At 63.0% G+C, this 20664-nt stretch carries 16 protein-coding genes; 4 read left to right on the forward strand and 12 right to left on the reverse strand.

The window, feature by feature from the left end:
- Positions 1 to 13: 13 nt before the first annotated feature.
- Together AC07VF_RS04415 and mltA are read right to left on the reverse strand one after the other, a co-directional pair.
- Positions 14 to 1225 carry an MFS transporter gene (locus tag AC07VF_RS04415; RefSeq protein WP_495008197.1) on the reverse strand — a complete coding sequence of 404 codons (1212 nt, stop codon included), beginning with the start codon at positions 1223 to 1225 and terminating at the stop codon, positions 14 to 16.
- A gap of 119 nt (positions 1226 to 1344) precedes the next feature.
- A complete protein-coding gene (gene mltA / locus AC07VF_RS04420; RefSeq protein WP_192172280.1) occupies positions 1345 to 2502 on the reverse strand; it encodes a murein transglycosylase A in 1158 nt (385 codons plus the stop codon).
- A gap of 289 nt (positions 2503 to 2791) precedes the next feature.
- Between mltA and AC07VF_RS04425 the strand changes: the two genes are divergently transcribed.
- Both AC07VF_RS04425 and AC07VF_RS04430 read left to right on the forward strand, forming a co-directional pair.
- Positions 2792 to 3478, forward strand: a complete 687-nt coding sequence (locus AC07VF_RS04425; protein ID WP_495008275.1) for a hypothetical protein — start codon at positions 2792 to 2794, stop codon at positions 3476 to 3478.
- Positions 3479 to 3596: 118 nt separating this feature from the next.
- Positions 3597 to 5591 carry a methyl-accepting chemotaxis protein gene (locus tag AC07VF_RS04430; protein ID WP_495008198.1) on the forward strand — a complete coding sequence of 665 codons (1995 nt, stop codon included), beginning with the start codon at positions 3597 to 3599 and terminating at the stop codon, positions 5589 to 5591.
- 69 nt (positions 5592 to 5660) lie between these two features.
- Here AC07VF_RS04430 and AC07VF_RS04435 read toward each other — a convergent pair whose 3' ends face one another.
- The 5 genes from AC07VF_RS04435 to ppnN form a co-directional block, all read right to left on the reverse strand.
- Positions 5661 to 6107: a CBS domain-containing protein gene (locus AC07VF_RS04435; protein ID WP_346628360.1), complete on the reverse strand. Its 447-nt coding sequence runs from the start codon at positions 6105 to 6107 to the stop codon at positions 5661 to 5663.
- Positions 6108 to 6267: 160 nt separating this feature from the next.
- Entirely contained in the window at positions 6268 to 6720 is a 453-nt protein-coding gene (locus tag AC07VF_RS04440; protein WP_495008199.1) for a type III secretion system chaperone, read from the reverse strand.
- 59 nt (positions 6721 to 6779) lie between these two features.
- Complete coding sequence (locus AC07VF_RS04445) at positions 6780 to 11594, reverse strand: AvrE-family type 3 secretion system effector (protein WP_495008200.1); 4815 nt, start codon at positions 11592 to 11594, stop codon at positions 6780 to 6782.
- 80 nt (positions 11595 to 11674) lie between these two features.
- Positions 11675 to 12268, reverse strand: a complete 594-nt coding sequence (locus tag AC07VF_RS04450) for a GNAT family N-acetyltransferase (RefSeq protein ID WP_282369938.1) — start codon at positions 12266 to 12268, stop codon at positions 11675 to 11677.
- Between the two features lie 219 nt (positions 12269 to 12487).
- Positions 12488 to 13861 (reverse strand): nucleotide 5'-monophosphate nucleosidase PpnN, encoded by a 1374-nt coding sequence (ppnN, locus tag AC07VF_RS04455; protein ID WP_172612611.1) that lies wholly within the window; start codon positions 13859 to 13861, stop codon positions 12488 to 12490.
- Between the two features lie 200 nt (positions 13862 to 14061).
- On the opposite strand from ppnN, the gene AC07VF_RS04460 reads away from it, so the two are divergent.
- Positions 14062 to 14589: a sterol desaturase family protein gene (locus AC07VF_RS04460; protein ID WP_495008276.1), complete on the forward strand. Its 528-nt coding sequence runs from the start codon at positions 14062 to 14064 to the stop codon at positions 14587 to 14589.
- A gap of 130 nt (positions 14590 to 14719) precedes the next feature.
- Positions 14720 to 15439 carry a dienelactone hydrolase family protein gene (locus AC07VF_RS04465; RefSeq protein ID WP_495008201.1) on the forward strand — a complete coding sequence of 240 codons (720 nt, stop codon included), beginning with the start codon at positions 14720 to 14722 and terminating at the stop codon, positions 15437 to 15439.
- 21 nt (positions 15440 to 15460) lie between these two features.
- Here AC07VF_RS04465 and AC07VF_RS04470 read toward each other — a convergent pair whose 3' ends face one another.
- The 5 genes from AC07VF_RS04470 to AC07VF_RS04490 form a co-directional block, all read right to left on the reverse strand.
- A complete protein-coding gene (locus AC07VF_RS04470; RefSeq protein WP_495008202.1) occupies positions 15461 to 16180 on the reverse strand; it encodes an SDR family oxidoreductase in 720 nt (239 codons plus the stop codon).
- A gap of 22 nt (positions 16181 to 16202) precedes the next feature.
- Entirely contained in the window at positions 16203 to 17183 is a 981-nt protein-coding gene (locus AC07VF_RS04475) for a sugar-binding transcriptional regulator (protein WP_495008203.1), read from the reverse strand.
- Positions 17184 to 17219: 36 nt separating this feature from the next.
- Positions 17220 to 18086 (reverse strand): carbohydrate ABC transporter permease, encoded by an 867-nt coding sequence (locus AC07VF_RS04480; protein WP_346629891.1) that lies wholly within the window; start codon positions 18084 to 18086, stop codon positions 17220 to 17222.
- Position 18087: 1 nt separating this feature from the next.
- A complete protein-coding gene (locus AC07VF_RS04485; protein WP_495008204.1) occupies positions 18088 to 18993 on the reverse strand; it encodes a carbohydrate ABC transporter permease in 906 nt (301 codons plus the stop codon).
- 155 nt (positions 18994 to 19148) lie between these two features.
- Entirely contained in the window at positions 19149 to 20483 is a 1335-nt protein-coding gene (locus AC07VF_RS04490; RefSeq protein WP_495008205.1) for an ABC transporter substrate-binding protein, read from the reverse strand.
- Positions 20484 to 20664 lie beyond the last annotated feature (181 nt).

Consider the following 20664-nt stretch of genomic DNA (forward strand, 5'->3'; position numbering starts at 1 on the left):
ACAGCTCGCGGCTTCAGACTGACCCGGAAGCCTGCCGGGCAACGCGGCGATCACCCTGCCGCGCATCCATCAGCGCCCAATACCACATGCCCAGACCGCCCAGCGTCAATGCCGCTGCCGCATAGCCCGTGGCCGGCAGACCGTATCCCGCCGCAATCACGGCGCCACCCGCCAGCGGCCCAATGGCGTTCGCAATATTGAACGCGCTCTGCACCAGTGCACCCGCGAGAGATTGCGCATGGGGCGCAACGTCCATCAGGCGGGTTTGCAGGATCGCCGCCAGGCCCACGCCACAGCCAATGAAAAACACCAGCGGAATGAGCAGCCACAGGTTATCGGTGGCCGAGGGATACAGCGCCAGCACCAGCGCGGTGAAGCCTAGCGAGACGCCAGCGGCGAGCATGGTGGCGCGGTCGGCGGCCCAGCCGCAGATCAGATTACCCACCGTGGTACCCAGACCGAACACCGCCATCACCACCGGAATCATGAAGCTCGAGGCATGGGTGACCTCGATCAGAGTGGCGGCCAGATAGGTGTACACGCAGAAGATCCCGCCGAAGCCGATCCCGGCAATGCCCAGGGTCAGCCACACCTGCCGCGAGCAAAGGGCGTTGAGTTCGCGCAACGGGCTGGCGTCGGCCTGGGCAGGGGACGCGGGGGCGAGGCAGCGGATCAGCACCGCCGTGATGGCAGCCAGCCCGGCAACAATGGCCATTCCCCAGCGCCAGCCGATGGTCTGGCCGATCCAGGTGGCGAACGGCACGCCGATGATGGTGGCGATGGTCAGCCCCATGAAAACGCGGGAGACGGCCTGGGCGCGGCGATTCTTCGGCACCAGGGACGCGGCCAGCAGCATGGCCACGCCGAAATACGCGCCATGGGGAAACCCGCTCAGAAAGCGGAAGAACACCAGCCACGGCAGCGAAGGCGCCACGGCACTCAGCCCATTGGCGATTCCGATGAAGGCAGCGAGGGCCACCAGTAACGCCCGTCGCGGCAGGCGTACGCCGAGGACCATGATCACCGGTGAGCCAATCACCACGCCCAATGCATAGGCACTGATGGCGTGCCCGGCGAGCGGCTGGGTGACCTGGAAATCGCCGGCAATAAACGGCAGCAGGGTCATCGAGGCAAATTCGGTGGTGCCGATGGCAAACGCGCCCATGGCGAGGGCGAAGAGCAGCCAGCCCATGTTGAAGTCATGCGGGGTGTCTGAGGTATTCATGGGAGATCGAGAAGGGTTTCCGGGAAGAAGCATGCTGTGATACCTGAAACCGATTTCAGTTCAACCCGCGATACACGCCGCCTGACGCGAGAGGCGCATCAGTCGGCGGTTCAGCTCGATCAGTCCTTGGGTTTGGCATCCGGCAGGGCCGCGCCTTTAGGCCACAGCATCCAGATCTGCCCTTGCTGCTTCATATTGCCAGCCAGCTCGCCGGCCGCGTCGCCGGTGCCCCAGAACATATCGGCGCGGACTTCGCCGGCGATGGCGCCGCCGGTGTCCTGCGCCGCAACCGGACGTACCAGCGGCGTGCCGTCGGGGCGGGTCGATGACAGCCACAACAGGCTGCCGAGGGGGATGACCTTGCGATCAATCGCCACGCTGTAACCGGCGGTCAGCGGCACGTTCAGCGAGCCGCGCGGGCCTTCGGTGCTGTCCGGGCGCTGAGTGAAGAATACGTAGCTCGGGTTGCTGCCCAGCAGTTCATTCACGCGTTCGGGGTGCGCAATCGCCCAGTCGCGGATGCGGCCCATGGACACTTCGTCCTTGGTCAATTGCCCTTGCTCCACCAGCCAGCGGCCGATCGGCTTGTACGGGTAGCCGTTCTGATCGGCATAGGCGATGCGCAGCTGACGGCCGTTCTCCAGCTGAACCCGACCCGATCCCTGGATTTGCAAAAACTGCAGGTCGATGGGGTTTTCCAGCCAGGCCAGCACGGGGGCATTGGCGCCTTTGTTGCCGATGGTGGCGGCGTCGTCGTAGGGACGCAGCACCCGGCCGTCAAGGCGCCCGCGCAGGCGTTTGCCCTTGAGCTCGGGATAGATGCTGTCGAGGTTGACGATGATCAGGTCATCGGGCACGCCATACACCGCCACCGGGTGTGCGTCGTTGCGCTGCTCGCTGCCTTTGTAGATGGGCTCGTAATAGCCAGTGATCAGCCCGTTGGCGCCGTGCTCGGAGGAACGCAGGCTGTAGACCTGCAGCTGGTTCTTGAGAAAGTCGCGCACCGCCGCAGGATTTTGTGGCACTTGGGCGGCGAGGGCGCACGTGCCGCCCCAGACCGGGTCCTTGGCCAGACGCTTGCACGCCGAGAACCAGCTGTTGTAGCCCGCCATCAGGTCGGTGTCGTTCACCGCCGGCAGTTTGTCCCACTCGACGCTGACGTAGGTCGTCGCTTCGGAGGGTTTGGTCTTCGGCGCACCGCCGTCACAGGCGGCGAGCAGGGCGATCAGGGGAGCGAGGCAAAATACGAAACGGCGCCAGTGCAGGCTTGTGGTCATCACGCGGGGTGTTTCCTGAGAATCATGCGAAGGCGGCTAGCTTGGTGAAAGCGGACGGCGGCGTCAAATGGATGAGGGGATCATTTGCATGAAAGCTCACATGTCTGCCGAACCGCTTTAAACGCGGATTTGCCGCCGACATTGCACTTTTTTGCCTTCAGCCGTTCTGACCTTGGCCGGGACGCGCTGATGAACGCGGTGTCCCGTTCGTTGAAACCTGGGATTGATGCTCGCCGTGTTCACTGTTTTATCCGTTTGCCGCCACCTGCGCCCGCTGTTTGCCCTGTGCATGCTCGGGCTCTGCGCGGCGGGTTGTACGCGCAAGGACGGCCGGGATGTCGCCACGCAGTTCAGCGAGACCCGCCCCCAGGAGTTCTTCCAGACCAGCGTGGACCGCATGGCCACACTGGCCATGGCCGACAACCTCGACAGCCTCTATCTGCTGATGAACAAACTCTACCTGCGCAATCCCGCCGAGTGGCGCAAGTCCGGCTTCGTTGACGCCGCAAGTGCGGAGCGCAACGTGCGACAGGCCATCGAGCAACAGAAGCCGTTGCCGCAGTTGGGCACCCGGCGTGACCTCGCCGCGCTGAGCTACGCCCTGAGCCCGGAGTTTCTTGGCGACCGCGTCGGTGCCTTCATCTATGCCATAGGCAGCATGTTGGTCACGGCCCACGGCGGGCGCCTGGAATTCTTCATGACCGACCAGATCAACCCGACCTTCGTCAGCAACGCCGCGCGCAATATCGAGAAGGCCACCTGGCTGCTGAGCCAGCGACAGAACGCCAATGGCGAGCTGCTGCTGTTCTCCAACGAAATTTCGGAGGAGGGCAGCAACCTCAGTTTCGCCACCGAGTTCGGCAAGATCGTGGCGCGCCTCGACCTGCTCACCCAGATGCTCGACGAGCGATATAGACGCATCGGTTTGAATTACGCCCAGAGCCTGCTGTTCCTGAACTTCCTCCCGGTGCAATGACGCCCCGCCGGGCCGGGGGAAAAACCTTTTTTTGCGCCCCTCATCCTTGGCGACTTTCGGTCGATAGCCCATCAGGAGTATGCAAAACAATTACAAAATATTTGGCATGGGGACGACGATGTTTAAAACAGTGCAGGCGCGCTATACGGTCATATTTGTGGCCTTGATTGTGGTGATCGCGGTGATCACTGAACAGGGCATCGTTCACTTGGTCACGCCCAAGGTCCGCGCGACCCAGGAGCAGGTAGTCCTGAGCCAGGTTGATCAGATCGGCACGCGTATCCTGTCGGACCTGGCCCGCGTAGAGGCCCAGTCCCGGGCGATCACCCAGGCGGTGCCGCTGCTGGACAGCGATGGCATCGACAAGGTGCTGCCAGGCCTGGTTGACCAATACGGCGACCAGAAAGTCTTCGGCGGCGGCGTCTGGCCGATGCCAGACAAGCGCACCGCGGGGCGCAACAAGCACAGCTCATTCTTCCACCGTGACGGCAGTGGCCAGCTGGTGGTGAGCACCTTCTGGAACTCCGACCCTGCGCCCAACTACTGGGAACAGCCATGGCACCGCGCCGGGCAGAACGCACCCAAGGGCAAATGCGCCTGGGCCGCTGCCTACCAGGACGAAGCCAGCCCGCAGCCGCGCACCAACTGCGCCATGGGCATCTACAAGGATGGCGCGCTGTACGGCGTTTCGACCATCGACGTCACCCTGGGCTTCTTCAACGGCCTGATCCAGGAAAAGGAAAAAGACATTCAGGGTCAGGTGATGATCGTCGAGCGCGACGGCAAGATCCTGACCAACCAGAGCCGCATCCCCGGCGAAATCATCCTCAAGAACATTTCCGGCTTCAGCGGCCAGTCGATGTTCGCCAAGGCCATTCAGGAGGGTCTGGGCAAGATCTCCGGCGACGCTGTGTATTCCCAGGAATACATCGACCCGCAACTGGGTGATCTGACCTTCTTCCTGCGTCCGGTCGCGGGCACGCCGTGGGTCATCGCCACATCGCTGCCGACCGCCATGCTCACCGCCAGCAGTACCGAAGTGCTGAAGACCCTGGGCTGGTTGCAGATCCCGCTGGTCATTCTGTTGCTGGTGGTGCTGGGCTTTGCCTTCCACCGTCTGCTGGCACGCGTGACCGTTCTGCGCACCAACATCGACGCGCTGTCTTCGGGTGAGGCTGACCTGACCCGCCGTATTCCGATCAAAGGCCAGGACGAACTGGACGCTGTCGGCCATTCGGTCAACCAGTTCATCGCCTTCCAGCAAGCCATGATTGTCGAGGTGCGCAACGGCACCGAGCAGATCTCGGCCGGGCTGGTGCAGTTGCAGGATCAGTCGCGCAACATCAACCAGATCCTCAACCGTCACGCTTCGGAAACCGATCAGGCGGTGACCGCGATCAACGAGATGAGCGCCACCGCCGACAGCGTCGCCGAGAGCGCGACGCAGACGGCGAGCTTTACCCAATCGGCCAATGACGCAGCGCAGCGTTCCCGTGACGTCGTCGACGAAGCCTCGGTCAGCGTGCGGGCCTTGGTGGCGGAAGTCGAAGACGCGACGAAATACGTGCAGGAAATGCAGGTCGATGCCAAGCGCATCACCGATGTGCTCGGGGTTATCGGCGGCATCGCCCAGCAAACCAACCTGCTGGCCCTCAACGCGGCTATTGAAGCGGCGCGGGCAGGTGAGCAGGGCCGTGGCTTTGCGGTGGTGGCCGATGAGGTGCGGGCGCTGGCCGGTCGTACCCAGCAGAGCACATCGGAGATCAACGAGATGCTCGCGCGGCTGGAGCAGGGCGTGAGCACCGCCGTGGGCGCCATGGAAAAAACCAAAGTCAGCTGCCAGTCCACCGCCGACCGCACGTCGCGGGTCAACGAAGGCCTGGATGGCATGGCCGGTTCTGTGCTGCGCATTCATGACCTGAGCGCGCACATCGCAACGGCGGCAGAGGAGCAGAGCGCGGTGACCGAGGAGATCAACCAGAACATGATCGCCATTCGGCACATGGTCGGTGAGCTGGTGGGCTGTGGTCAGCAGACCGACACCAGCGTTGACGCGCTGATGGCGTCCAACGAGCGACTGGTGGCGATGATCGATCGCTTCAAGGTTCGCTAACCGGCGATTCATTCACTCGCACAACACAAAGCCGGAGCCCTTAAAGCTCCGGCTTTTTCGTGTGGATGCTCAGTAGCTTTCGCCGCGAATGTATTCCTGCATTTTTTCGATCAGCCTGGCCTGCTCGGCGATGGCCGCCTTGACCAGGTCGCCGATCGACAGCAGACCGATCAGCCGGCCTTCGTCCACCACCGGTAAATGGCGCAGGCGGCGGTCGGTCATGATGTTCATGCAGTGATCGACGGTGTGCTGCGAACCCACGGTCTGTACGTCGTGGGTCATGATCTCGCTGATCGGCGTGCCGGCCGAGGCGCGGCCCTTGAGCTCCATCTTGCGGGCGTAATCCCGCTCGCTGACGATGCCAACCACCTTGCCATCGCGCACCACCGGCACGGCGCCGATGTTCTTTTCGGCCATCAACTTGATCGCCTCGAGGACCATCTCCCCAGGCCCGACGGTGTGAACGTCAGCGTGATGCGGGTCTTTCAACTTCAGTAGTTCGGCTACGGTCGTCATGCTGGCCTCTCCGGCGCGTTTCTTGTGAGCACGGCCTGTCTGGCCGTGCATAGAGAATCGTCGAGAGATGGCATTCCGGCAAGTTTGAAAGCGCCATGCCCGGCCCTGAAAACGTCACCGGCCCGGTTTCCAGATTCAGCATCGGCGCGCCGGCACGATGTCAGCCGATCCGCCGCGACAGGCCACCGTGTCCCTGGGCATGAGTCGGTGCCTTGGCCGGCGATGAAGGGCGCTGTTGCAGCAGGCCGGCAACGTCACGGGTCTGCAGGACGAACCCTTGCACCGAGTACACGAAGGTCAGCTCATCCAGTGCCTTGAGTGGCAGTTGTGTGCACAGGCGAACCGAGTGTTGTTCATCCAGCGCCAACCAGCAGCCGCTCATGGCGCCGCTGTCGAAGTTGAGCCTCATCAGCCGCTCGTACAGGCTCGGGTCGGGGCGCAGCGACAGTTTGCAATGCAGGATCGCGACGTCGCCGCCCGCCGGGATCTCGATGATGACCACCTCGCGGCCCTCGTCGAACAGCGCGCACACGCCGTTTTCGAGTTGCAACGCCGTGCCCAGTTGTTTGCCCAGTGCCTGAATGCAGGCGTCTGCTTGTGTCGTCGTGTTCATCATCTGCGGTGTCCTGTCCGGGGTTTCGATTGAATCAATGGAAAGTCATGGGCGTCGGCCTAGCGCGGCCGGAAGGCGCCGTTGCCGACCTGGCCCAGTTCAAGGGCGGGCTGCGAGTCGCCACGGTCGGCAATGTCGCCGTCGGCGGTGGCCTTCTTCGGGTTGGTAGGGTCCATGCCGTACTCGAAGGTGACTTCGCCCATCAGGCGTTCGATGCTCAGGGCGCTGCCACTCTTGTAGCTGACGAACGGGAAGGGCGTGCCGAACGAGTCTTCCTTGGCTGCGGTCTTGAACACCGCGATGCTCTTGATGCGCAGATTGTTCTTGTCGCCGAGCATGTCCTTGAGCATCGCGTCGGTCAGGCTTCCGTCCAACGCGCCGGTTTCGATGCGTTCCTTGATGTCGTCGCGGACCTCAAGCTTGATTTCCGCGCGAGTAGTGCCCTTGGTGTCCTTCATCGCGTCGAGCAGGCCTTTGAACTGCGGGTCGGCGCTCATCATGTCGTGAATGCGCTGGGCGTTGCCTTCGTTGCAGTCGCGGCCGAGCATCTGTTTGACGCGGTCGATCTGTCGCTTGGACGGCGCCGCTTGATCCAGCCGGTTGACGTTGTTGTGCTTGACCACCATGTCCATCAGCGACATCAGGCTCGAGCCCTGGCCGGCCGCAGTGTTCTGCCGGTCGAGCTGGCGCAGGCTCTGGCGCGCGGCGTATTGCGCGTCGTTCTCGTCTGGCGTGGCCGTCAGGTATTTGCCCTTGAGGTCCTGCAGCACCTGCGCAGGATTCTTCCCTTCAGCCGACGGATTCTTGCTCATGCCGGGGAAGGCCTTCTCCAGCGTTTCGCCCAGGGTTTTGACGTCGGCGGTCTGCAGCGGCAGGGCGTTCTTGAAGCGCACGTCGTAGCTCTTGCCGGTCTTGTTGTCGAACGCCAGTGTCGCGCTGACCCCCAAGGGTGCACCGCCAGCCACGAACAGGTTGCTGGGGCGCGACGTAAAGACGGTGCTGAACATCCGCGCGTAGCCGGTCACCGAGCCTTTTTCGAGGAAACGGGCGCGGTTGCTGCTGTAGATATCAGTGTGCAGGCCATCGCTGCCATGGCCCTCGGTGCGTTCCCGTTCGGCGCTGAGCAGTGACACGGTTCCCAGCAGCCCCGCGCCGAAGCGCATGAAGCCGGCGACGGGCTCCGCATCGGTCTGGCCTTTGTTGGTACGGGATTCCAGGTTGACCCCTGCATCCAGGTCGAGCGCGTGCTTGCCGGTGGTGCGCACTTCCTTCTCGACGCCACGATCCATCAATTCCATCGGTTTGAGGCCACCCTGGGTCGGGCGCTTGCTGCTGGCCAGCGGCGTCTGCATCAGGTCGGCCATGAAATCATCGATTTCGTCGTCACGGATGAAAAAGCTTAGTGCTGTGCTGTTGGCGTATTTGTACTTGGCGTCCAGGCTGCCGCCGAACCAGCCCCCGTTGGACTGGATGTTGGCGTGGCTGTCGCCCGGCGTGGTTTTGGTGTCACTTTTGCCGCCACCAAAACCGAAGCTTCCTGTGCCGCTGATGGCGCCTTCGCGGCTCATCGACACTTTCAGGCCGCGATCAAAGCGGGTAAAGGTCAGGCCGTAGGTGCGCTCCGGATCGATGTTGCCGCGAAAACCGAGGAAGGCCGGTTCCGCCGGGCCCGCGACGCCGCCGGTGATACCGCCGCCGTAGTTGCGGTTCAGCTTGACGCTTTCCCGGGGTTCAAGATCGCGAAGCGCCTGGGTCAGGCTGCGCGTGACATCGGCGTTATTGGGGCCGGCAGGGGTTTCCAGTCCCTGCAATATGTTGCGCTTGAGCGGGTGGTTGTCCTTGCGCAAGTGCTTGAGCAGGTTCTTGGTGGCGTCGTAACTGGCTTCGAGGGAGGCGTGGTCACGAAAGCCCGCGTCGGTATAGCGTTTGACCGGGCTGCCTTCGTAGGTGTCGTTGTGCAGGGCGGCCAGCGCCGTGGCGATGGGGGCGAAATCCTTGGCGCCCGGTTTCTTCACCTCATCGGCGAACCCGTCGAGGGCGGCGCTGATGTCGTTGAGCACCTTGACGTCCAGGGCCAGGCGAGCGCGCAGCAGCGCCTGTTTATCGCCCTGGGTGCGGGAGCCATCCAGCGGTTTCTCCGTGTTGCGACGCTCCAGGGTGAAATGCGCATTCTCCAGCGAGTCGAGCAACTGCCCCAGCTCATGGGCGTTGTCGATGCCGCTGTGGCGCAAGACGCCGGCCACTTGCGGCAGCATGTCGTTGGTGCGCGGCTTTCCCCGAAAGGCCGGATTGGCGGCACCGTTCTTGAGCAAGGCGCCCTCGTCCTGAGCCAGTTCACGGAGGGTTTTCTGCAGGTCCTCGGTGACGCTGGTCTGGAACCAGTTGAACAGCTCCGCCAGCTCGCCCGATTCAGGTGACGTCAGGCGGGGCGCCAGGTCATCAATGCGCTGTGCCATTGGCCGCCCCGGTGCTCCGTTCGCCGCCGTCGCGCGGGTGTGGAGTTCGCGCAGCAGCGCGGTTTCTTCGGTGTAGATCGGCCTCAGGCCTTCGCGGCCTTTCCAGGCGTGCTGGAGGCTGTCGGCCGGCACTTTCGCTGCGCCGGTCAAGGACAGATGAGCCGTCAGGTAATTCTGCCTGAGGGTGGCGGGGGCATATTGCTTCACCTTCGTGCTCTCGACGTTGTTGCTGCCCATCACGTTGACGGTGAGTTTGGCCGAGCCTCTGCGCAGGGTTTCCGGCTCGGCCGCCGCCAGCCGATTGAAGGCCGCGTGGTCATTGCACGGGGCCGCCGGGGTGGGTGTTGCCGCTTCCCACCCGGTCGCTGTTTTGACGAATTCTCCCGCGCTGGTGGTAGCCACCAAACGTCCGTCGTGATGGGGGCGCAGGTCCTGAAGAACGGCCCCCGGCGGGGTGGTCGGGCCCTGAACCGCTTGCCAGGCCCGCTGAGGATTGAGCTTTCGAGCGTTGGCATCGTCGCCGCTCAGCCGAAACAGGGCGCCGCCGCGCAGGGCGAACCAATCCTTGCCGCCCGTGCTGATCGCCTGGATATCACCGGTGCCGGGTGGCTTGGGCAACTGCGCGCGTTCGCCGTTCTGGTCATGCAAACGCAGTTCACCGTCGCTCAGGGTCATGAAATTCTGATCGTTCTGTACCGCCAGTTTGTCGGCGACCAGATGCTCGGCGCCGCGCAGGGCGGTGCCCTTGGCTTCGGTCCCGCGACCCTGCAGGGCCAGATCGGCGCCGCGACCCATGTCATGGGCGGCGGCCTGGGGCACCACTTTCAACTGTTTGAGCTTGCCGTCCTTGTCGATGATGTAAGCGAAGCCGTCCTGGCCTGCCTGCAGGGCTTTGATGTCCTTTTCGGTGGTCTTCTTCCATTCCTCGGTGCGCGGGTCCTGGACCAGCAGCGTGTTGTCGTGGCTGGCGATTTTGCCCCGTGGCAGCTGGATTTGCGCGGCGGCCTCAGGTGTCAGGACAGGCAAGCCGTGCTGACGGTCCATAACCAGCGGCGCCATGGACCAGCCGGGGACGAAGTCCTGTCTTTTGTCATCCCATGCGGCGCTGTGCTCCAGGCCTTGCTGATCCTTGACTCGGGCGTGCAGGACATTTTTATCGTCGTGGAAGAAGTCGCTGACGGTGTGATTGCCGAAGGCAGCCAGCAGGGCGGGTGAGGGTGGCGCTGGCTGCAGCGTGAGCTCGCCCGTGACGAGCATCGTTTTCTTGCGATCATCTACGGCCGGCATTGTCGCCTGCAGCAGTTTGCCCGACGCCGTCGTCGCCAGCAGGCGCTGCCCCGCGATGGCCACCGATTTGGGTTTCAGCGCCTCGTCGTTGTCCGTGCCGGTGGGCGTGATCAAGTGGTGTACATCGTGAAGATCGGGGCCTAGGGCATTGCGTTGTACCAGCAAGTGCTGCCCCTGAGTGTCTTCGCTCAGCGCCATCAGTTGACCGTCCGGCGAGCGTCCCAGCGCCGTGACCTTGTGATCGAAATTCAACGGGGTATTCAGATCATTCAGCGAATACACCCGGCCTTCGCCGTTGAGCCCGAACAGGTTGCCAGCGCCGATGTTGTGCAGGGTTTTCAGCGTTGCGCCTTGGGTGTTTTCCTGCCACTGGCCCCCTTGCAACGCGTACAGCTTATTTTCGTGAATGCGCCAAGCGGTGTTGTTGGCGTCTTTGTGCACGCCGGTGATCTGCGCGCGATGGGCATCGGTGGGCATCGCCACATCGAAGGCGTTGTTGGCGCGTTTTTCACTGCTTTTGAACAGGGAAATGGCCGCATCACTGGCATGGGCGTGGAGCAGCCGGTGCTGGGTGTCGACCAGCAGGTATTCGGTTTTTTCTGCAGTCTGATTGAGCTCCGCAAGACCCTGATAACGCTGGTCGTGCTTGCTCAGAATCCCTTCGAGCAGGCGCTCGGTGCGGTTGGGCTGGCCGGAGCCGCCAAAAGTCAGTTGCTGATTGTGCAACGCCATGCTTAGCCGGGGTGTCATCGCCATGGCGGGTAGCTGAGTTGTCGCAGGACCGGTTGGAGCGGTTGGCGCCGGACCGGTGGGCGGCACCGGCGCGTTCGCCTGTGGCGCGGCTGATGCAGCGGCCGTAGTTGATGCCGCCGCCGCGTTGGGTGCGAGCGCAGTGTTGGTGGTGTTCCCGGCCCCGGAGGCGCGTGGGATCGACGAGGCATCGCCCGGCCGGGCCTTGAACAGACTGCCTGCGAAGTGGCGGCTTTTCTGCAGCGTCGACCGGCTGGCAGTGGCCATGCGCGCCAGAACGTTTTTACGCTGCGTGGGGCCGGTTGCCGTTGCAGCGGCAGGGTTCAGATGGGTGGTGCCGACATTGGTGGTCTGGCCACGTGAGACTGTAGGTAAAGCCATGCTGACGCCGTCCGTGCAAGTGAGTACTTTGCAGGGTGAGTGGCGTCAGGCAGGCAGGTGGTTCCCGATTTACGAAAAGATCAGGCAGGTCCGTCAGAGGGCTTGCGCCGGGGGCGGGAAATCACCGATTCGATGTTCTTGCGCCCGATCAGCAACGGGCTTTTGGCTTTGCGTGAGGCCGGCATGTCCGCCAGCCATTTGTACATCACCAGACAATCCACCAGCCCGAGCCGGGCATGGCGGTAAGCGCGGGGCAGACGGCCGACGATCTCAAAACCGAGTTTCTGCCAGAGCGCGACGGCGACGTCGTTGGTGGCGACCACGGAGTTGAACTGCATGGCCGAGAAGCCGCTGTCCAGCGCCAGTTGCTGAGAGTGCTCGCACATCAGGCGCGCGACGCCACGACCCCGCGCGGCCGGGGTGACCATGTAGCCGCAGTTGCTGACATGGCTGCCAGGGCCGGCAGCGTTGGCCTTGAGGTAATAGCTGCCCAGCAATATGCCGTCTTCTTCGGCGATCAGCGTGTGCAGCGGGTATTCCAGCCACAGGTGCCGGGCTTGCTCGACGCTCAGGTCGGGGGCGTAGGCGTAGGTTTCCTGCGCCAGAACAACAGCCTGAAAGGTGGGCCAGAAGACCGCGAAGTCATCGGCGGTCATGGGGCGGATGTGGATCATGGATCAATTCCGGAATTCGGGGAGAGGCAGGTGCTTGCGGCATAGCACTTGTTGGAGTGACCGGGGTGGCGCTGTACGTTGCTCACAAAGAGGTTCTTTCAGCCGCTGGATATTTAGCGGCTGTTCCGGCCTCTTCGCGAGCAAGCTCGCTCCCACAATTGGGCGCCCACAGGGGTGGTGCAGTGTCATGCCTGAAGTATGACCTCAGGCCATGCGCCGTTAGGACACCACTCGATAACACGGCACATACGCCGCGCCGCCCGGCAGTTTCATCCGGTGCTGCTCGACGAAGGCCTGCAACAGCTTGTCCAGCGGCTGCATCACTTCCGCGTCGCCGTGGATTTCGTACGGGCCGTGTTCCTCGATCAGGCGAATGCCCTTGTCCTTGACGTTGCCCGCCACGATCCCGGAAAACGCCCGGCGCAGGTTGGCCGCCAGTTCGTGGGGCGGCAGGTCGCGGCGCAGTTGCAGGCTGGCCATGTTGGCGTGGGTCGGGTCGAAGGGACGCTGGAAGCTCTCTTCGATCTTCAGCAGCCAGTTGAAGTGGAACGCGTCAGCGCGGTCGCGGCGGAACTGGCGCACCGACGCAAGGCCCAGGGTCATCTGCCGCGCCACTTCAGACGGGTCGTCGATGATGATCTGGTAATGCTTGTGCGCGGCGTCGCCCAGTGTCGCGCCGACGAACGCGTGCAGCTGCTCCAGGTACGGCGCGGTGCTTTTCGGGCCGGTGAGAATGACCGGGAACGGCAGGTCCTGGTTGTCCGGGTGCATGAGGATGCCGAGCAGGTAGAGGAATTCCTCTGCCGTGCCTGCGCCACCCGGGAAAATGATGATGCCGTGGCCGACGCGGACGAAGGCTTCCAGGCGCTTTTCGATGTCCGGCAGGATCACCAGCTCGTTGACGATCGGGTTCGGCGCCTCGGCGGCGATGATGCCCGGCTCGGTCAGGCCCAGATAACGGCCGCCGGTGATGCGCTGCTTGGCGTGGGCAATGGTCGCGCCCTTCATCGGGCCTTTCATCACGCCAGGGCCACAGCCGGTGCAGATGTCCAGCTTGCGCAGGCCCAGCTCATGGCCGACTTTCTTGGTGTATTTGTATTCTTCGGTGTTGATCGAGTGACCGCCCCAGCACACCACCATCTTCGGTTCGACGCCGGGGCGCAGGGTCCGGGCGTTGCGCAGCAGGTGGAAAACGTAATCGGTGATGCCCTGGGAGCTGCTCAGGTCGATGCGCTGGCTGTCGAGCTCGCTCTCGGTGTAGACGATGTCGCGCAGGGCGCTGAACAGCATTTCCCGGGTGCTGGCGATCATCTCGCCGTCGACGAAGGCGTCGGCCGGGGCGTTCAGCAGTTCGAGGCGCACGCCACGGTCCTGCTGGTGGATGCGCACTTCGAAGTCCTGGTAGGCCTCGAGGATGGTTTTGGCGTTATCGACATGGGCGCCGGTGTTGAGAATGGCCAGGGCGCACTGGCGGAAAAGGGTATAGATGCTGCCGGAGCCTGCGGCGCTGAGTTGCTGGACTTCACGCTGCGAGAGTGTTTCCAGGCTGCCCTTGGGGCTGACCGAAGCGTTGATGACGTGTCTTGGAGCCATGCTTGATTCCTTGAAAGCGGTGCCGGCCGCCGCGAGGGGGCAGGGCACGAATACAGTGAACGTCCGGGACGCTCACCCATGGGGCCATTTTTTACATCGGTTGGTCAGGAAAGCAAACGTTGTGAGCGCGAATCTGGAAATTTCCCGTGACCCCGGTATGCTGCACGTCGACGTCCAGACCCATCGGCCTTCCCGACGCTATGATCTTCAACTTCACGATTTTTCTCCTCACCCTTGTCGCCATGGAAGGGGTCGGCTTTCTGGCCCACAAGTACGTCATGCACGGCTGGGGCTGGTTCCTGCACAAATCCCACCACGAAGAACAGCTCGGCGCCTTCGAAACCAACGATATTTATTTGCTGGCGCTGGGCATGCTGGCGGTCGCGCTGATCGTTGCCGGCAACCACGGCCATGACCCGCTGCAATGGGTGGGCGCAGGCGTCGCGGCGTTCGGCCTGATCTACGTGCTGGTTCACGACGGCATGGTCCATCGCCATTGGCCTGCGCGACCACGGCCGCGCAGTCGCTACCTCAAACGCCTCTACCACGCACACTTGATGCACCACGCGGTGAAAGGCCGACGCAACAGCGTGTCGTTCGGCTTTCTTTATGCGCCCTCGGCGGCCACCCTGAAAAAGCAGTTGCGCGAGCATCGCGCTGCCCCACGTGACGAGCGTCGTCGAGACATGACCGGCGCTGCCATGGGCACGGATCTGCAAAACGGTTGAACGGGGTCCACGCCGAACCTGTCAGTAATTTCACGTGGGTCACGCTGTTCACCGTCGTGTTGCTGCCGTAGAACTGACGGTCAGTCGTCTTACGCTGTTAATCCAACCGAATTTCTATCCGGAGAACCCCATGACTCAAGCATCGACACAGGCAACGGGCAAGACCATCACGTTCAAACGCCCGGACGGCAAAGAGTTGAGTGGCTACCTGGCCAGCCCGGCCAAGACCGAAGGCGCACCCGCCGTGGTGGTGATTCAGGAGTGGTGGGGCCTCAACGACCAGATCCGTGGCGTGGCCGATCGGCTGGCGGCGTCCGGGTACCTGGCGCTTGTGCCTGATCTTTATCGCGGCGAAATGACGGTCGAGGAAGAAGAAGCCCATCACCTCATGGACAAGCTCGACTTCGCCGATGCCGCCACCCAGGACATCCGCGGCGCCGTGCAATACCTCAAGGGCCACAGCCAGAAAGTCGGTGTCACCGGGTTTTGCATGGGCGGTGCGCTGACCCTGCTGGCACTCAACTTCATCCCCGAGCTGTCCGCCGGCGTGGTGTTCTACGGCATGCCGCCGCTGGAATTCCTCGACCCTGCGGCGATCAAGGTGCCGGTGCAGGCGCACTGGGGCACTCAGGATGAATTCTTCCCGGTGGACGGCGTCGATCAGCTGGAAGCCAAACTCAGCGAAGGCGGCGTCGACCTGGAATTCCACCGCTACCTGGCCCACCACGCCTTCGCCAACGAAGAAGCCGTCGGCCCTGGCCGCATTCCGGGCACGCAATACGATCCGGTCTGGGCGCAACTGGCCATGGACCGCACGCTGACGTTCTTCGGCCGGAACTTGTGGGGCTGAGCCTGGCCTTGGGCGCGGGCATCAGCCCGCGCTGAAACCGCCGTCCACGGTCAGGGTCACGCCGTTGATCATGCCGGCGTCGTGGCTGAGTAAAAAGGCGATGGTTGCGGCGATTTCCCCGGGCTGAACGAAGCGGCCCAGGGGAATCCGCGACAGCATCGCGCCGGCCTTGACCGGGTCGCTCCAGGCCTTGTCTGCCATCGGCGTCAGTGTCACCACCGGATTCACACTGTTGACCCGAATGCCGTAGGGGCCAAGCTCAACGGCCATCACTCGGGTCATGGCATCCAGCGCCGCTTTCGACGCGCAGTACGCCAGATGATCCCGTGTGCCCACCGCAGCGGCGAGGCTTGAGACGTTGACGATGGCGCCCGGCACGCCGCGAGCGATCAGGTCGCGGGCGACAATTTGCGCCACGACCATGGGCGCCCGGGTGTTGACCGCCATCAAGTGATCGAAGGTCTCGACCGACGTGTCGAGAAACGACTCCAACTCGACCACCCCCGCACAGTTGACCAACAAGTCGATGGGCAGCACCGAGGCCACGGCCGCGCGGGTGGCGCTGACGTCAGCGAGGTTCGCCACCGCTGAGTGCGCGCAATAGGCCAGATCCTCCAGATTGCGTCCCATGGCGATCACCTCTGCACCGCATCGCTCGAGCCACTGCACGGTTTCCCGGCCAATGCCCTTGCCTGCGCCGGTGACCAGAATCCGCTTGCCGCCAAAGTCATAATGGGCCATCGCGATTGCTCCAGAAGGGGATTTATTTGTCCTGATCGAGCAGTTGCCGCGCCGCGCTTTGGTCGATGACCAGCTCGTGGACGAAATTGCGCAGCAGCACCGCGCGAATGATGTCGGCCTTGTACGGCCCGCCGGAGACCAGCACGACCTTCTTGATCCGCCGCAGGTCTTCGAGGTCCAGGGAGACGGCGCGACGGTTCAGCGGGTGATTGACTTCGATGCCGTCGCGGTCCAGCCAGCGGCCGAGCAGGTCACCGACGGCACCGGCGGCCCGCAACGAGCGCGCGTCTTCATCATTGACCAGCCCCAGCTCGAGCATAAGCGAGCGCTCACTCAAATCACCGACGGTGAGCAAGCCCAGGTCGGCCTGCCGCGCCTTGCCGAGCACGGCTTGCACCGAGGCTTCTTCGAGGTACATGTCGCGGTATTGCTCTGAAGGTGCGAACACCGGCGCGGCGAGGTAGTACCAGGAGCCGCCGAACAGCCCGGCAAAACTCGAGGCGATTTCCACCGTGTTGTTGGCCGAGCCGTAATGCAGGCCGCCGAGCAGCGACAGCACGGTCAGGTTCGGCAGCGCCCGCGCCGACAGTTCGCGCACCGCCTGGCGCAGGGTGCGGCCCCAACCCACGGCGACGATGCTGCCGTCGGTGAGGTATTCCTCGATGCTCGGCGCAATGCCGACGCCCAGCACGCGGAAGATGCTCGACGGATCGTCGGGCGAGGGCACGACGGTGACGCGGCGCAGGCCGAAGCGGTCCTGCAGACGCTCTTCCAGTTCGATGCAGGCCGCCAGCGGCGAGGTGATGCGAATCTGCACCACGCCGGTTTCGCGGCAGGTCGCCAGGGCCTTGTTGACCCGAACGCGGGTGATGCCCAGCCGGTCGGCGATCTGCTGCTGGGTCATGCTGTTGACGTAATAGGACCAGGCGATGCGGATATTGAGCTGATCCTCGGCGTTCACCGGTTCGGTGGCGAAGGGGGTGTCCGGGTAAAGGTTCTGCACGGCGGTGTCCTTACTGTGGCCGGTAAAGCGGGGAGTCTATTTCACGGCGCCCATGGTCAGCCCTTGTACCAGATGCCTGGATACCATCAACGCGAAAATGATCACCGGGAACACGATCAGCGTGCCGGTGGCCATGATCTCGCCCCAGGGCAAGTCGTAGCCGCTCATGAAACTGGTGGCGGTCACCGGCGCGGTGCGGGCGGTGTTGCGCGTCAGCACCAGGGCATAGAGCAGCTCGTTCCAGGAAAAGATGAACGAGAAGATCGCCGACACCGCCACCCCCGGCATCGCCAGGGGCAGGGCGATGCGCCAGAAGATGGTGAAGCGTGACGCGCCCGACAGCCGCGCGGCTTCGTCCAGATCCTTCGGCACGCCGCGAAACTGGTCCGTGCAGATCCACACGACGATGGGCAGGTTGAAGGTCAGGTAGATCAGGATCAGCACCAGATGGGTGTCGATCAGGCCCATGTTGCGCGCCATCAGAAAGATCGGCAGTGCCACGACGATGGGGCTGAGCATGCGGTTGGTGATGAACCAGAACCACAGGTCTTCCTTGCCCTTGAATTCGAACCGCGCCAGGGCGTAGGCCGCTGGCGTACCGAGGCCGACGGCGAGCACGGTGGTGCAGACCGCGACGATCAGCGAGTTGCCCAGGCTGTGCAGCACGTCGCGCTCGAACAGCACTTTTACGTAGTTATCCAGGTGCGGTGTGAAGGCCCAGATCGGTGGCGAGGCCAGGGCTTCGGCCTGGGTCTTGAGGCTGGTGGCGACCATCCAGTAGAACGGAAACACCGCGAACAGGAAGATCGCCAGAAGACCCACCAGATGCCAGGCATTGACGCTCGCCCGTGGGCGAACCAGGGCGGGGGTGGCCGGGTTTTTCGCAGTCGCAACGGTGGCCATGTCAGATCTCCCGGTAAACGAATTTGATGTACAGACGGGCCAGCACGATGGTCAGGATCAGCATGAGGATCGCCTGCGCCGACGCGACGCCCTGATCGAACACGCGAAAGCCGATGCGCTGGATATAGACGCTGACCAGCTCGGTCGCCGCGCCCGGGCCGCCGCGGGTCATGGTGAACACGGTGTCGAACATCTTGAGGATGTCAGCGGTGCGCAGAATCAGAATCACCGTCGCGCTGGGCAGCAGAAACGGCAACTGCACGTAGCGCACGATCTGCCAGCGGCTGCGGGTTTCCAGGCGCGCAGCCTCTTCGATTTCATTGGGCACCATGGTCAGCCCGGCGAGCAGCACCAGCGCGCAGAAGGGCGTCCATTGCCAGATGTCCATCAGCCCCACGGCAATGAACGCGTTGGTGGTGTCTCCCAGCCATTCGACCGGCCCTGCATTGACCACTGAGAGGAGGGCGTTGGCGACGCCAAAATCACGGTTGAAGATCAGCCGACCGATAAGCCCGGCCACCGCAGGCGCAGTGGCCAGCGGGATGACCAGGCTCATGCGCGCCAGCAGCTTGAAACCGGACAGACCGGGCTTGTGCAGCAGCAGCGCGATGATCAGGCCCAGGGCCAGCTGGATCGGCACCACGGTGATCAGAAACAGCCCGGTGCGGCCCAGCGCGGCCCAGAACGAGGCGTCGTTGAGCACGTTGAGGTAGTTGTCGAAGCCGATGAAAGGCGTCGCGTCCTTTGGCCGGGCGAGGTTGTACTGGCGGAACGAATTGACCAGCGCGAACACCGTCGGAAAGATGCCGATCAGCGCCAGGGCAACGGTGGCCGGCGCGAGAAAGGCAAAGGCGGCGCGGGTGTTGTTCCACAGGGTCGGGAAGGGTGGTTTTTTCTTGTTCGGCATGTGTTGGGTCTCGAAGGTGCGGGCATCTCACGGCATTACGCTGAACCCCTGTGGGAGTCAGCTTGCTGGCGAATACGCTGTGCCATTCACCGCAGAGGTGTCAGACATTTTCCATTCGCCAGCAAACCGGCTCCTACGGGAGTGTGGTCAAACCGTCACTTCAGCAATTTGACCTTGCCGTCGTAATACCCGGCCTTCTTCAGGATCTCCTCCATCCTGCTGCCAATCGCCTTGGCCCCGGCCTCCACGCTGGTTTTGCCGAGCATGATCGCCGTGCCGTTTTCGCCGACCACTTCGGAAATCTCCGGCCATTGCGGGAAGCGCGGGCGGTAGTCAGGGACGCCGCCTTCCCACGAGGTCACCATCGGCTGCACAAACGGGTATTTCTTCTGCACGTCGGCGTCCTTGTACACCGACATCCGCCCGCTCACGCCACCGGCGTCCAGGTACGGCTTGGCCATGGCTTCGGAGGTGACCCACTGAATGAACAGCCACGCCGCGGCTTTCTGCTTTTCATCGGACTTGGCGTTTACTCCCAGCGAGAACCCGCCCAGGGCCGGCTTCAGACCGGCCGGGCCTTTGGGTTCAGTGGCCACGGCCAGGCAATCGGTGATTTTGGATTTGGTCGGGTCGGCCAAGGTGCCGTAGAACGCTGACCATTCGGTGATCATCGCGACCTTGCCTTGGGCGAGGGCGTTGACCGCTTCGTTGTGGTCGTAATCGACGATGCCCGGCGGCATGTATTTCATCAGGTCCTGACGAAATTGCAGGCCTTGCTGGGACGCCTTGGAATTGAGGTTGGATTTGAATTTATCGTCCAGCAGTGAGCCACCGAACGGCCAGAGGAAACGCATGAAGCTGTCCGCCGATTGCGTTTCACCGCGCCGCGACTGCAGGGCGTAGGCGTAGCGATCCTTGGTCTTGTCGGTGAGTTTGGGCGCGTAGTCCTTGAGCAGCTCGTCCCACGTGGCCGGCGGTTTGTCGAAGCCGGCGTCCTTGAGCATGCACTTGTTGTAGAACAGCAGGCCTGAGTAGTTATCGAACGGCAGGCCGTAAGTCTGTTTGTCCCAGCTGCCGAACGACTCCAGCAGGATCGGGAAGAAGCCTTCCAGCTTGAGGTCCGGGTCGGCGAGCTTCGCGTCCTGGGTGAAGGTGGTGACCGGTTCGAGCCAGCCGTTGCCGGCGAATTCGCCGATCCACACCACGTCCGTGAGCACGACGTCGAGCTGCTCGCCGGAAGTGAAACTCAGCACCTCCCGTTCGCGGCTATTCTCGTAGGGGATGGTTTCGTAGCTGACCTTGATGCCGGTTTTTTTCTCGAACTCCGGCAGCAGTTTGATGGCGGCGGCGTAACCGGGACGGTCGAGGAAAATCGCCTTGATTTCGGTGCCCTTGTACGGTGCGGCGGCCTCTTCCAGCGTCCAGGCCTGTGCGGCGCCGGAACCCAGCGCAATCGACAGGGCGAGGGCATTCCAAACCAGCTTCTTCATTTACGTGACCTCATTATTGTTGTGGGTGAGGGTTACGCGGGGACATGTATTCAACGGTGCATATAGGTGGATCTACGGGGCAGTCAATCCGGTTCGGGCGAGTTCCTTGACATTTGTAATTTACGAATTACAAATGATCGTAGGACAAAATGCATTGCTGTCAAATCAGCGCTCCGTTGCC

The organism is Pseudomonas sp. GW821-FHT02H06, from assembly GCF_059421525.1.

Bases quoted from the DNA above. Each gene is read 5' to 3' on its own strand.
- AC07VF_RS04415 (WP_495008197.1), bottom strand. From the start codon at position 1,225: ATGAATACCTCAGACACCCCGCATGACTTCAACATGGGCTGGCTGCTC.
- mltA (WP_192172280.1), bottom strand. From the start codon at position 2,502: ATGACCACAAGCCTGCACTGGCGCCGTTTCGTATTTTGCCTCGCTCCC.
- AC07VF_RS04425 (WP_495008275.1), top strand. From the start codon at position 2,792: ATGCTCGGGCTCTGCGCGGCGGGTTGTACGCGCAAGGACGGCCGGGAT.
- AC07VF_RS04430 (WP_495008198.1), top strand. From the start codon at position 3,597: ATGTTTAAAACAGTGCAGGCGCGCTATACGGTCATATTTGTGGCCTTG.
- AC07VF_RS04435 (WP_346628360.1), bottom strand. From the start codon at position 6,107: ATGACGACCGTAGCCGAACTACTGAAGTTGAAAGACCCGCATCACGCT.
- AC07VF_RS04440 (WP_495008199.1), bottom strand. From the start codon at position 6,720: ATGAACACGACGACACAAGCAGACGCCTGCATTCAGGCACTGGGCAAA.
- AC07VF_RS04445 (WP_495008200.1), bottom strand. From the start codon at position 11,594: ATGGCTTTACCTACAGTCTCACGTGGCCAGACCACCAATGTCGGCACC.
- AC07VF_RS04450 (WP_282369938.1), bottom strand. From the start codon at position 12,268: ATGATCCACATCCGCCCCATGACCGCCGATGACTTCGCGGTCTTCTGG.
- ppnN (WP_172612611.1), bottom strand. From the start codon at position 13,861: ATGGCTCCAAGACACGTCATCAACGCTTCGGTCAGCCCCAAGGGCAGC.
- AC07VF_RS04460 (WP_495008276.1), top strand. From the start codon at position 14,062: ATGATCTTCAACTTCACGATTTTTCTCCTCACCCTTGTCGCCATGGAA.
- AC07VF_RS04465 (WP_495008201.1), top strand. From the start codon at position 14,720: ATGACTCAAGCATCGACACAGGCAACGGGCAAGACCATCACGTTCAAA.
- AC07VF_RS04470 (WP_495008202.1), bottom strand. From the start codon at position 16,180: ATGGCCCATTATGACTTTGGCGGCAAGCGGATTCTGGTCACCGGCGCA.
- AC07VF_RS04480 (WP_346629891.1), bottom strand. From the start codon at position 18,086: ATGGCCACCGTTGCGACTGCGAAAAACCCGGCCACCCCCGCCCTGGTT.
- AC07VF_RS04485 (WP_495008204.1), bottom strand. From the start codon at position 18,993: ATGCCGAACAAGAAAAAACCACCCTTCCCGACCCTGTGGAACAACACC.
- AC07VF_RS04490 (WP_495008205.1), bottom strand. From the start codon at position 20,483: ATGAAGAAGCTGGTTTGGAATGCCCTCGCCCTGTCGATTGCGCTGGGT.